At 62.6% G+C, this 12614-nt stretch carries 10 protein-coding genes; 4 read left to right on the top strand and 6 right to left on the bottom strand.

Annotated features, from left to right (window positions below):
* Positions 1–150 precede the first annotated feature (150 nt).
* Complete coding sequence (locus tag I7X09_RS16900; protein ID WP_095973563.1) at positions 151–945, top strand: LLM class F420-dependent oxidoreductase; 795 nt, start codon at positions 151–153, stop codon at positions 943–945.
* Here the strand turns inward: I7X09_RS16900 and I7X09_RS16905 are convergent.
* The 3 genes from I7X09_RS16905 to I7X09_RS16915 are packed head-to-tail and all read right to left on the bottom strand — an operon-like array spanning position 867 to position 5178.
* On the bottom strand, positions 867–2096 hold the full coding sequence (locus tag I7X09_RS16905; protein WP_200313076.1) for a CaiB/BaiF CoA transferase family protein: 1230 nt from the start codon (positions 2094–2096) through the stop codon (positions 867–869). The genes I7X09_RS16900 and I7X09_RS16905 overlap by 79 nt on opposite strands.
* Positions 2093–3808, bottom strand: a complete 1716-nt coding sequence (locus I7X09_RS16910; RefSeq protein WP_200313077.1) for an acyl-CoA dehydrogenase family protein — start codon at positions 3806–3808, stop codon at positions 2093–2095. The genes I7X09_RS16905 and I7X09_RS16910 overlap by 4 nt, the downstream gene beginning before the upstream one ends.
* The gene (locus I7X09_RS16915) at positions 3808–5178 is read right to left on the bottom strand and encodes an MFS transporter (RefSeq protein WP_200313078.1); all 1371 of its coding nucleotides are present in this window, start codon (positions 5176–5178) and stop codon (positions 3808–3810) included. The genes I7X09_RS16910 and I7X09_RS16915 overlap by 1 nt, the downstream gene beginning before the upstream one ends.
* Before the next feature lie 145 nt (positions 5179–5323).
* Here I7X09_RS16915 and I7X09_RS16920 point away from each other — a divergent pair, with 145 nt between their 5' ends.
* Positions 5324–6202, top strand: a complete 879-nt coding sequence (locus tag I7X09_RS16920) for a LysR family transcriptional regulator (protein WP_200313079.1) — start codon at positions 5324–5326, stop codon at positions 6200–6202.
* On the opposite strand, the gene I7X09_RS16925 is transcribed toward I7X09_RS16920, so the two are convergent.
* The 3 genes from I7X09_RS16925 to I7X09_RS16935 are packed head-to-tail and all read right to left on the bottom strand — an operon-like array spanning position 6199 to position 10093.
* On the bottom strand, positions 6199–7905 hold the full coding sequence (locus tag I7X09_RS16925; protein ID WP_200313080.1) for an acyl-CoA dehydrogenase family protein: 1707 nt from the start codon (positions 7903–7905) through the stop codon (positions 6199–6201). The two genes, I7X09_RS16920 and I7X09_RS16925, sit on opposite strands and share 4 nt — an antisense overlap.
* A 10-nt stretch (positions 7906–7915) precedes the next feature.
* The gene (locus I7X09_RS16930; protein ID WP_095973569.1) at positions 7916–9421 is read right to left on the bottom strand and encodes a class I adenylate-forming enzyme family protein; all 1506 of its coding nucleotides are present in this window, start codon (positions 9419–9421) and stop codon (positions 7916–7918) included.
* A gap of 36 nt (positions 9422–9457) precedes the next feature.
* Positions 9458–10093: a TetR/AcrR family transcriptional regulator C-terminal domain-containing protein gene (locus I7X09_RS16935; protein ID WP_095973585.1), complete on the bottom strand. Its 636-nt coding sequence runs from the start codon at positions 10091–10093 to the stop codon at positions 9458–9460.
* 176 nt (positions 10094–10269) lie between these two features.
* Here I7X09_RS16935 and I7X09_RS16940 point away from each other — a divergent pair, with 176 nt between their 5' ends.
* On the top strand, positions 10270–11250 hold the full coding sequence (locus I7X09_RS16940; RefSeq protein WP_200313081.1) for a helix-turn-helix domain-containing protein: 981 nt from the start codon (positions 10270–10272) through the stop codon (positions 11248–11250).
* A 204-nt stretch (positions 11251–11454) separates the two neighbouring features.
* Entirely contained in the window at positions 11455–12516 is a 1062-nt protein-coding gene (oxdA, locus tag I7X09_RS16945) for an aliphatic aldoxime dehydratase (protein WP_200313082.1), read from the top strand.
* Positions 12517–12614 lie beyond the last annotated feature (98 nt).

Below are 12614 nucleotides of genomic sequence, written 5' to 3' on the forward strand. Positions count from 1 at the left end.
ACGTTCAGTCGATCTAAGGCGCCGAACGTACCGTTCGCTCGAAAAGGGGTGGGTACGAGAAGCGGGCATACCCGTCACCGACCGGTAGCGGTACCGCGCACACCCGGCCATGATGGAGAAGACAACCATTCCTCTCGTCAGGAGCGTGGCATGACTCGTCCGGTACGCATCGGTGTTCAACTCCAACCTCAGCACGCACCCGATTACGGGTTGATTCGCGACGCCGTCTTGCGGTCCGAGGACGCCGGGGTGGACATCGTCTTCAACTGGGACCACTTCTACCCGTTGACCGGCGATCCCGACGGCGCCCACTTCGAATGCTGGACCATGCTCGGCGCCTGGGCCGAGCAGACCGAACGCGTCGAGATCGGCGCCCTGGTCACCGGCGGCGGTTACCGCAATCCGGATCTGCTGGCCGACATGGCGCGAACCGTCGACCACATCAGCGGCGGACGCCTGATCCTCGGCATCGGTGCCGGCTGGTTCGAGAAGGACTACGACCAGTTCGGATACGACTTCGGCACCCCAGGTTCACGGCTGAAACTGCTGGGCGAATACCTCCCCCGCATCACGGGCCGCCTGGCCAAGGGCAACCCGCCTCCGACGCGCAATATCCCGGTTCTCATCGGGGGTGGCGGCGAGAAGAAGACCTTGCGACTGGTCGCCGAGTACGCCGACGTCTGGCACAGCTTCGGTGACCGCGAGACACACCTGCGCAAGTCGGACATCCTCTCCGACCATTGCGCCGACGTGGGCCGGAACCCGACCGAAGTGGAGCACTCGGTTCCGTGGCCTGGGCTCGAGAATGCTGCTGACCTGGTCGCCGACGGTGTCTCGCTCTTCACCGTCGGCGTCAGCGGACCTGACTACGACCTGACGACGCTCGTCGAGGCCATCGGCTGGCGGGATGACAACACGGCACCGGCATTGAGCGGACTCGCCTGAGTGGTTCCCAACACCTCGTCGTTGTCGGCGCCGAGAACGGGCGGCGCCGACGTCAGACGTGGCCTCCGGCCGGAGAAGTTGACCGGAAAGGCCACTTGCTTGAGCGGACCGAGCGCCGGATGGTCGACGGTTCCGACCATGCCGAGTGCGGCGGTGTGGGGATCGGAGTAGATCTCGTCGAGGTGGCGGATCGGTGAAACCGGGACCGCTCGTTCGGCGAGAAGAGCGCACCAGTGTTCGACGGTGTCCGACGCGAAGGCGCTGGTGAGTTCCCGTTCCAGACTCTCGCGGTTCTCCACCCGCTCACGGTTGTGGACGAAACGAGGATCGGTGACCAGTTCGTCTCGACCGATGGCCTCGCACAGCGACGCCCACATCGCGTCGTTGCCGACGGCGATGACGAAGTACCCGTTGCTGGCAGGAAATGCTTGGTAGGGGGCAAGATTCGGGTGACCGGAGCCCAGCGCCGTCGGACGCTCACCGGTGGCGAAGTAGCTGGTCGCCCAGTTCACGTGCATGGCGAGTTGGCACTCGTACAGCGACGTGGTCACGTACTGTCCGCGTCCGGTGCGACCTCGCTCGACCAATGCGGCCAGCACCCCGACCAGTCCGAACAGCGCTGCGCCCAGATCTCCCAACGCAAACCCGGACTTCATCGGGGCGCCGCCGGGTTCACCGGTGAGCGACATGAGCCCTCCCGCGGCTTGCGCGATCATGTCGTAACCCGGCTCGTCGCGCAGTGGGCCTTCTTCACCGAACGCCGAGATGTGCAGGGTGATCAGGTGGGGATACCGCTCGCACAGTGCCTGGTAGTCGAAGATCTTCTGTAATCCGCTGCCCGGCTTGAAGTTCTCCACCACCACATCGGTCTCTTCGAGCATGCGGTGGATGATCTCCTGCCCTTCGGTGGACTTGAGGTCGATCGTCACCGACTTCTTACCGCGGTTGATCGCGAGGTAGTAGGCAGCATCGACCCCGACGAAGGGAGGTCCCCATGAACGCGTGGGGTCACCGCCCTCGGGGTGTTCGATCTTGGTGACGTCGGCTCCGAGATCGGCAAGCGACATGGTTGCGTACGGGCCGGCAAGGATCTTCGACAGATCGAGGACGCGGACACCGGCCAGGGGTGCGGGGCCTGTTGGAGTATTCACCGGTGACCTCCTGCTACAGAAAGGAACTCGGCTTCGGCGTCACGTGCATCATTCAGCTCGACGTCGCCGCCGTCGGTTATCACGTCGAGTTTGCCGAGCGCGGCCGACGGCACCTTCCCGGCTAGACCGGCCAGGTAGGAGTTCGCCACCAGCAGTGACCGGTACCCGCGACCTTCTCGGATGCCGTGATCCGCAAGGTCGAAGAGCAGGGTCGCCATGACGGTACGAGCCAACTCGTCGGAGTACCTTGCACTCGCAGCCTGCGCGGCATCGTCAGTTCCCGCGATCAGACGATCTCCTTCATCGACCAGTTCCTCCCAGCGCCGCAACAGAACTCCGGCCCCGGCTTCGCAGTCCGGTCCGACGGCGGACAGGATGTCCGTCATCGCTCCCGCGACCGTGCGGTGCGAATCGAACTTGCGTAGGCACCGAAGTACGTCCAGCGCAATGACATTGCTCGAGCCCTCCCAGATGGAGCCGAGGTGAGCGTCCCGCACGAGTCGCGGATCGACCCATTCCTCGATGTACCCGTTTCCGCCGCGCACCTCCATTGCCTCACCGGTGACCACTCGCGCACGTTTGCACACGAAGTGTTTGGCGATCGGCGTCAGCACCCTGATCAGTGCTCGCGCTTGATCGTCACCGCCGTCTGCAGCCTGAAGACACTGTGCGCTGTACGCCACCAGCGAGAGCGAAGCCTCGGCATCGAGCGCGAGGGGAAGAAGAGTCGCCCGCATCAGCGGCTGATCGAAGAGCCTCTTACCGAACACGACTCGGCTCTTCGAATGTTCGACAGCTTCGCGGACCGCTCGGCGCATGAGAGCGCTCGAACGCATCGCGTTGGACAGCCGCGACGTGTTGACCATCTCCGCCATCTGCCGGAAACCTCGTTCGAGTTCGCCGACCTGGAGTGCGTGTGCGCGGTCCAGCGTCACCTCGCCACTCGGCATGGAACGTGTACCCAGCTTGTCCTTGAGCCGATCGATCGCGAGGTTGTTGCGCTCGCCGGAATCCAAAGTCTTGGGCACCATGAACATTCCGACTCCACGCGTCGAACCATCCTGTCCGCCCGGAAATCTTGCAAGGGTGATGATCACGTCGGCATCGGGGTTGGAGGCGAACCACTTCTTGCCCGTCAGGACCCATCCGTCACCGTCGCGCTCGGCACGCGTTTCAGTGCAGGCGATATCGGTGCCTGCCTGAATCTCGGTCATGAACATCGCACCCGTCTTCGCATGCTCGGGATCGGTCGACGTCAACGCGTCGATCCAGGGCGAGAACACGGCCGGATCACCGAACATACGCAGCGTCCGCGCAGCAGCATCTGTCATCGACACCGGGCAGGCCAGCCCGAACTCTGCCTGAACGAAGACGTACGACGCGAGGTACTTCGCGAGTGGCGGAGGTACGGAGTCCCATCCGTGCAACCCTTTTCGGTGCGACATGGCGGACAGGCCGTACTCGTTGTACGCCGCCCGGCACAGTTCCAGGTAGGCCGGGTGATAAGAAATCCGGTCGACGCGATCACCAGCCCTGTCGAACTGCTGCAACACCGGTGGATTCTTGTCGGCGATGTGGGCAAGCTCGGACAAGCGGCCGGCGGCATCTCGACCCAGTCGGTCGAGCAAGCCGTTCATCGTCTTCCGGTCCGCCCCGGTGGTCCATCTGTCTACTACCGCTTTCAGAGCGGGGTCGGTGTGTGCGAAGTTCATCAGTGGTCAACGCCTTTCAGGGTGGAAACATCGGTCACGTTCGAAGAGCTCGTCGACTCCGACCCTTGCGCGTGCAGCGCACTCCTGCGCAACAAAGCAGTCATACAGACGAGGGAGAGAACGACATACACGAGCCCGAGAGCTACTACCGGCCAGATCGAGTTGGTGCGTGTCAGCAGATACTGGCTGACCATCGGAGCCGTTCCGGCAAAAACGGCGGTCGAGAGTTGGTACGACAGAGAGATGCCCGTGTACCGAACGTTGGTGGGGAATACCTGCGCCAGAATGCCGGCCAAGGCGGCGTAATACATTGCATGAGGGGCCGTTGCGAGCACCATACCCAGAATCGCCAGGGGCACGGAGCCCGTCTGAACCAGCACGAACATCAGTGGCAGGAGCACGATCTCCGGCAGCAGCATCCAACGGACCGCTTTCGACGGATCGATCCGCGTGGCCAGCACAGCGCCGAAAGGCTGTACGAGCGCCTGGGCTACCAGTGCCACGGTGATGACAAGAAGAAAGTCGCTGCGCTCGAAGCCGAGATCCGTTGTCGCCCATGAGAGCGCAAAGGTGGTCTTGACGTACGTGATGGCAACACCGGCAACCACAGCGCCGACGCCGAGAGCAAGTTCGACGGGATGCGAACGCAACACTTCAACCAGTGGCATCCGTGTACGTTCCTGTGCCGCAACAGCCTTCTTCATTTCGGGTGTCTCGGAGATGTGCAGCCTGATGTAGAGAGCGACGATCACCAACGCTGCGGATCCGAGGAACGGCAGACGCCAACCCCACGACTCGAACACCGAATCCGACATCAAGGTCAGGCCGAGGAACGCGAGTGTCGCGAGCAGATTTCCGACCGGCGAACCCTGCTGCGCAAACGCCCCGTAGAGCACCTTCTTCTTCGGGGGAGCGAACTCGGTGGCGATCAATACGGCGCCACCCCATTCGCCGCCCATGGCAATGCCCTGGAGAACACGAAGTGCCACAAGCAGTATCGGCGCCCAGATCCCGATCTGTGCGTACGTAGGGAGGAGGCCGACACCGACCGTTCCCAACCCCATCAGAGCGAGAGTGATGATCACGGCGTTCTTGCGGCCGAATTTGTCTCCGAAGTGCCCGAACACCACTCCGCCGACCGGCCGGGCCACGAATCCCACGGCAAAGGTCGCGAAGGCTGCGAGTGTTCCCACCGCCGGCGACGCATCTGGGAAGAACAGCGGGCCGAGGACCAACGCTGATGCGGTTCCGTAGATGTAGAAGTCGAACCATTCGATGGTCGTTCCGACAAACGCCGTGATTCCGGCCTTGCGCGCCTGTTTGGTGCTGTATTCGGGTGGACTGGTGTCTTGACCTGGGTGTTGATCCACGGTTCTCCCTGATTCTCGCGTCGGGCATCACCAAGGGATGCAATGTGAGGCGTGAATCACTATCGTCCGAAATCCATGTAGAGTCCAAGACTTAGTTCGACTCATTTATGTAGGAGAACCACATAATGAAACGGGGAGGAGCGACATGGAACTGCGTCAGCTGCGCGCGTTTCTCGCAGTCGCCGACGAACTTCATTTCGGCCGGGCCGCCGAGCGACTCCACATCGGGCAATCCCCGCTCAGCCAAACCATTCGGGCGCTCGAGCGCGAACTCGGCACCGACCTGTTCGTCCGGACTACCAGGTCAGTGCAGTTGACCGCCGCCGGTGAAGCCTTGGTCACGCCTGCACGGATCATCGAAGCGCAGATTGCCCTCGTCAGAGATATCGCATCAGCTGCCTCGACCGGGGAAACAGGTCGTGTCACGGTGGGTTTCGGCGGAACCGGCGGCTACACGGTGCTGTCGGCTCTCACACGGTCCTTGGCCGACTCCCATCCGGGAATCGAACTGGAACTACGGCCGCAGATGTACTCGGGTGAGGTGCTCGACGCTCTCCGACGCGGAACACTCGACATGGGCATAGTCGGCCTGCCCATTCCGCGCGGATTCGAGACTCACACGGTGCGCGAGGAAACCTTGATGGTCGCAGTTCCCGCCAGGCATCACCTCAGTACCCACGACTCGGTGTCACCGGAAGACCTGGCAACCGAACGATTCGTGATGTATCCCGCCGAGCACGGCTCGGTGGTGCGCGATGCGACGTTGTCCGTTTGCGCCACAGCAGGTTTCACGCCCACCGTCGCGCACGAAGCCCCCGATCCGTACAGCCTGTTGGCCATGGTCGGAGCGGGGGTCGGGATCGCCGTCGTCGTGGAGTCGACGGCGCATCTGTCCATGGACGGGGTCGTGTACCTGCCGATCGCCGGGGCCACGCCCACGCTGAAAATCGCGATGGCATGGCGACCGAACAATCCGACGCCCGCAGTACACACCGTCACCAGGGTGCTGAAGGAGCAGCCTTAGGCTCTCGCGAGAATCCCCGCGAAATCGGTTCCTACAGGAAGAGTTCCGTACTCGTGACCACGGTCGGCGCCGAGGCGGGCGGCAATGAACGCATCGGACGAAGCGGCCGGGGAGTGGCGCACCATGAGCGAGGCTTGAAGTGCCAACGCCATAGCCTCGACGACGGTCCGAGCGCGGAGCTGGGCGTCGGCGGGTGCCATCGTGGCGAGCTCACCGAGTTGGCGTCGCACCCGATCGAGGTGCTGATCGAGAACCGGGTTGTTCCCGCGAGCGAGGTTGATCTCGTGGTCGAAGGCGGCAACGGAATCGGGTTCACGGGTCATCGCGCGCAGGACATCGAGCGCGATGACGTTGCCCGACCCCTCCCACACGGCCATGACGGGCTGCTCACGGTAGCGACGGGCAAGCGGGAAGTCCTCGGTGTAACCGTTGCCGCCCAGGCATTCGAGGGCTTCGTAGGAGTGGTGCGGACCGCGCTTGCAGATCCAGTACTTCGCAACGGCTGTCGCGAGTCGGCGGAAAGCCTTCTCCTGCTCGTCCGCGTCCTCGTCCTGGGCGCGAGCCAATCGCAGTGCGGTGATGGTCGCGGCTTCGGATTCGAGAGCCAGATCGGCAAGTACCGACGTCATTGCCGGCTGATCTGCCAGGACGGCACCGAAAGCGCTGCGGTGCCGCGCATGCCACACCGCTTCGGCCACCGACTGACGCATACCCGCAGTGCTGCCGAGAATGCAGTCGAGTCGCGTCTGGGACACCATTTCGATGATGGTCCGCACACCACGGCCCGGTTCGCCGATCATGGTGCCGACGGTGCCGTCGAGTTCGATCTCGGACGATGCGTTGGACTTGTTGCCCAGCTTGTTCTTCAGACGTTGGATACGGAAAACGTTACGTGTGCCGTCAGGCAGGATGCGGGGAAGAAGGAAGCAGGAAAGTCCCTCGCCGGCAGCACCTTCGGCCTGAGCGAGAACCAGGAAGGCGTCGGACATCGGCGCCGAGCAGAACCACTTGTGTCCGGTGAGCAGGTAGTCAGCACCCGGGCCGCCACGTCCGGCCGGCTTGGCGATGGTCGTGTTGGCTCGCACGTCGGAGCCGCCCTGCTTCTCCGTCATCGACATTCCGAAGATCGCGGATGCCTTTCCGGGAGCGTCCAACTCGGGGGTGTAGCTCCGAGAAAGGGCGCGCGGGGTCCAGAGGGCGGCTACATCCGGCTGCAGCTCGAGCGAGGGGATCACGGCGTGCGTCATGGAGATCGGGCATGCGTGACCCGGTTCGACCTGGGAGAAAAGCATGAATGCCGCGGCCCGAGCCACGTTGGCACCCGGCTTCGGGTCAGCCCAGGCAGAGGTGTGAGCACCGTGCGCAACGGCGGCAGAGATGATCCGGTGATACGACGGATGGTATTCGACCTCGTCGATGCGATTTCCCCAGCGATCGAAGGTCTTCAGTTCGGGGATCACCGTGTTGGCCAGCTCCGCGTCGTGCTGGAACCCGGCACTGCCGACCAGTTCACCGATGTCCGTGAGTTCACTTGTAGCCCAATCGGCGTCGTGGCGCGCGACGCCTTCGGCCAGGACCGTGTCGAGCAGGAACTCGTTGACGTCCGTGCGCGGTACCGACTGGTTGAGCACTGCATGGGTGCGATGCGGCGCCGGGTGGGTGACGGTGTGCTCGGAGACAGTCTTCTCGGAAATATCAGTCATGACAGGCCTTTCAGCTCGCGGCGCGGATGAGGTGCTTCTGGATCTTGCCGGTCGGCGTGCGCGGAAGGATGGTCGCGAACACCACTTCACGCGGAATCTTGTAGCGCGCCAACTTGTCCGAGAGGTAGTCCTTGATGTCGTCGGCGCTGATGACATCCGGTTCACGCCAGACGACGTGTGCGACGACGGTCTCGCCCCATTCTTCGTTGGGTTTTCCGACAACGGCGACGTCGACGACGTCGGGGTGGCCGGAGATCACGTCCTCGACCTCCTTGGAGTAGACGTTCTCGCCGCCCGTGATGATCATGTCCTTCGCGCGGTCGACGATGAAGAGGTAGCCGTCCGCATCCTTACGCGCCAGATCGCCGGTGCGATACCAACCTCCGTCGGCAAATGCAGCCTTCGTGGCAGCGGGGTCGTCGAGGTACCCCTGCATGACGGTGTCGGCGCGCAGCCAGATCTCACCGATCTGATCGGGCTCCGCGTCGGTGCCGTCATCGGCAACCAGTCGCAGATCGACGCCGGCCAGCGCGACGCGGCCGATCGAGCCCGCTTTGCTCAATTGCTCTTCGGGGTACAGCACAGTCCCGACGGGCCCGGTCTCCGTCATGCCGTAGACCTGCCGGAATTCGGTGGTGCCGTACGACTCCACCAGTCGCCGAGCAACATCCGCGCCGATCGGTCCGCCGCCGTACAGCCACGCACGAACGCTGCCGAGGTTGTAGTCGGCGAAGTTCGGCACCAGGTTGAGTGCGGTGGTGTAGATGACCGGTGGCCCGAAGCAGAGGGTAATACGCTGTTCCTGAACTGTTTCCAGGAACTTGACGGGGTGATACTCGCGCAGCAGCACGACGGTTCCGCCCATGTAGAGCGTGGACATGAACCAGTTGTTCAGTGGGGAAGCGTGCCAGATCGGGACGGCCATGAGCAGTCGCTCGTCTCGAGTCGTCGACACGGCAAGGGCCGCGGTGACGGCTACGCCGACGACGTTGCGATGGCTGTGGACGCAGCCCTTGGGCGAGCCGGTAGTCCCCGAGGTGTAGAGGATCTCGGCAGGATCGTTCTCGTCGATGTCGATACCGTCAACGCCCTCTTGGCGGGTGATGGCGTCGTCGAAGAAGTCGAAACCGTCTGCGACAGAGTCCGTGCTGATCAGCTTTGCTGTGGTCTCCAATCGACCGACGACCGGCGCCAGCTCACCGTCGAAGACGCACACCGACACCTTCGCGTGCCCCAGCACGTAGGCAACTTCCGGAGTCTGCATCTTGTGATTGACGGGAACCACGACGGCACCCAAGCGCCAGGCACCGAGCATCGCGTACACGAATCCTGGAGTGTTGTAACACATCAGCGCCACACGGTCACCTGGCTGCACGCCCAGCGACTGCAAATATCCTGCGGCGCGCCGACTTCCGTCCTGAACCTGGGAGTACGTGTGATCGTGACCGTCGAATATCAGGAAGGGTTTGTCCGGGGTCTTGGTGACGTTGCTGTCGAATACGCGAACGATGTCCATCGAAGTCCTTGTCGGAGAATCACGCTCGAAGAGAGTTCATTCCATCGAGCTGTTGAGTACGGCGTCGGGTATCTGGAGAGTGGCGAAGATGACGGCGACCGCCTCCTCGAGGGAGTAGCCGAAGCTCTCGCCGGTGGCAGTCTTCTGGATGACGAGGCCGAAGATCGCAGACCAGAAGGCCTTGGATTCGACGTCGATGCCCGCGCGTAGCTGCCAGCCGGTGCGGACCAAAGTGCGAAGGAGGGCAGTTTCACCCGAGGAATGCAGAGTGCGAAGCGTTTCGGAGATCAGGTCACGGAGTTCACCACGACGACCCGTCATCATCATCGCTTCCACGAACAGTTCGACGCTGGGAGCGCCCGAGCCCAGGAGGGATCCGACCAACTTCTCGGTGTAGTCACCGACAGTGTCGGCATCGGCTGCATCGACCTCGGCGCGCTTGCCTGCGCGCAGAACGGCCGCACACGCCACCTCGACGAAGAGCTTCTCTTTGGAGCCGTAGTAGTAGGTCACCTGGTTGGGATGAGCGCCGGCGGCGGTGCAGATCTGCGCGATGGACACGCTGTCGCCGTGTTCGAGAAACAGCTCGGTTGCGGCATTGAACAGCGCCATACGCGTCTGCTTGCCCGACTCACGCGTGGCGCGCGCTGCGGGAACTGCCTCGGTGACCATCACGAACTCCTACTTGTTTGTATGACAAACAATAACTCGACGTTGTTTGTATGGCAAACAATTTTTCCCCGGCGTGATGACATGTCGACTCCTATCGACATGTCTGATGTGCGGGATTACTCTCTGAACATCGAGCACCCGAGAACTTCGGCTTTTCTGCGAGGAGGCGCCCTGCAATGCTCACGCGATCCGGCTTCTCCCTGCCCACACGCACGAATCTCACGGGCGACTGGGCAGATTTGTTGCGTGAGCATTTTGTCGCGCTCGACGTATCCGACATCGAAGACGGCGACGGATTCAGCGGGGCCGTGCACTCGGCCCAACTCGCACACGTTCGAGTGTCCGCAGTTCAATCGATGGAACAACGAATAGTCCGTAGCAGCAGCCTGATCAAGAGCGACGGTGCGGACTACCTGCAAATCGGCATGATCCGCCGCGGTAGCGCGGTAGTGCGCCAAGACAACCGCGAATGCGTCCTGCGCCGTGGCGACTACGTCCTGTACGACACCACGCGCCCCTTCGATTGGCAGATCGAGGGACACGCACACGACGGCATCTGGGGACTCGAGGTGTTCACCTGGCCACGGTCGTACCTGTCGCTCAGCGACGCGGAGGTCACGAGCCTGACCGCCATCGCTTTCGACGGACACGCGGGCCTGAGTGGCCTGCTGGGTCGCTTTCTTCACGATCTTGCCTCCGTCCGCATGACGTCCGACGCGAGCGGAGACGAAGAGGAAGTCGTCAACGAGATCGGCGGCCTGGTCAAGTCCGTTCTTCACGCAACGGCACGTCCGATCACCTCTCGGCGAACCAGCCTCTACGAATCCGCCCTGTCGGTCATAGACGCCCGCATCGCTGACCCGGCCCTGTCTCCGGCGGACATCGCGGGATCGGTCAAAGTTTCCATTCGCCAGTTGCACCGAGCCTTCGCCGAACACGGCACGACGGTGTCACGCTCGATTCGCAGCCGTCGACTCGACGGTTGCCGTCGGGAGATCGTGCAACGCGACGCAGCAGACCGGTCGCTGACCCAGATTTCTCACCGCTGGGGATTCACCGACCTTGCCGCCTTCAGTCGCGCATTCAAGGCGGAGTTCGGAATCAGCCCGCGGCGGTACCGGTCGCAAGCATCGGCCCCCACAAGTACTACTCGCTGATCTGTAACATTCTCAGCCACTTGCCCATTCAACATGGTGTCCAAAACGTTCTGTCGCCGACGCCTATCCACAATTCTTGGCGCGGTAGGCCAAATATCGGGCGTTGACGGCCAAGTTTGATCGGCCTCGCGGGCGTAGATTTTCGGCACGGCGTTGCCAAGTGCCAGGCACCCGATTCGACTACCCACACCACAGGGAGCACTCATGGAATCTGCAATCGGTGAACACCTTCAATGCCCGCGCACGTTGACCAGGCGCGTTCCGGATACCTATACGCCACCATTTCCCATGTGGGTCGGGCGCGCAGACGACGCATTGCAACAGGTCGTGATGGGCTATCTCGGCGTGCAGTTCCGCGACGAAGATCAGCGCCCGGCTGCACTGCAGGCGATGCGGGATATCGTCGCCGGCTTCGACTTGCCGGACGGGCCGGCACACCACGATCTCACCCATCACATCGACAACCAGGGCTACGAGAACCTGATCGTGGTCGGATACTGGAAAGATGTTTCCTCCCAACATCGTTGGAGCACATCGACTCCAATAGCTTCCTGGTGGGAGTCCGAAGAGCGCCTGTCGGACGGGTTGGGGTTCTTCCGCGAGATCGTGGCACCGAGAGCCGAACAGTTCGAAACGCTCTACGCGTTCCAAGACGACCTTCCCGGGGTCGGAGCGGTCATGGACGGCATCAGTGGCGAGATCAACGAACACGGCTACTGGGGTTCGATGCGCGAGCGGTTTCCGATCTCCCAAACCGACTGGATGCAGGCCTCGGGCGAACTGCGGGTCATCGCCGGTGACCCCGCCGTAGGTGGACGCGTAGTAGTGCGGGGGCACGACAACATCGCACTGATCAGGTCCGGACAGGACTGGGCCGACGCGGAAGCAGACGAGCGCAGCCTCTACCTGGACGAAATCCTGCCCACCCTCCAATCGGGCATGGATTTCCTCCGCGACAACGGCCCGGCCGTCGGGTGCTACAGCAACCGATTCGTGCGCAACATCGACATCGACGGAAACTTCCTCGACCTGAGCTACAACATCGGTCACTGGGCCTCACTCGACCAACTCGAACGGTGGTCGGAATCCCACCCCACCCATCTGCGGATCTTCACGACGTTTTTCCGGGTGGCCGCGGGTCTGTCGAAATTGCGTCTCTACCATGAGGTCTCGGTATTCGATGCCGCCGATCAGCTGTACGAGTACATCAATTGCCATCCCGGCACCGGCATGCTGCGCGATGCAGTGACCATCGCCAAGCACTGACCGAAGCCGCCGGGAATCTTCGGCGACGTTCTTTCCCTCGGAGGCAACTCGAGATATGTTGACGAGTGTCGACATATCGCAGTAGAGGCCATCGAGGA

This window comes from Rhodococcus sp. P-2 (assembly GCF_016598535.1).
GTDB lineage: Bacteria > Actinomycetota > Actinomycetes > Mycobacteriales > Mycobacteriaceae > Rhodococcus_F > Rhodococcus_F baikonurensis.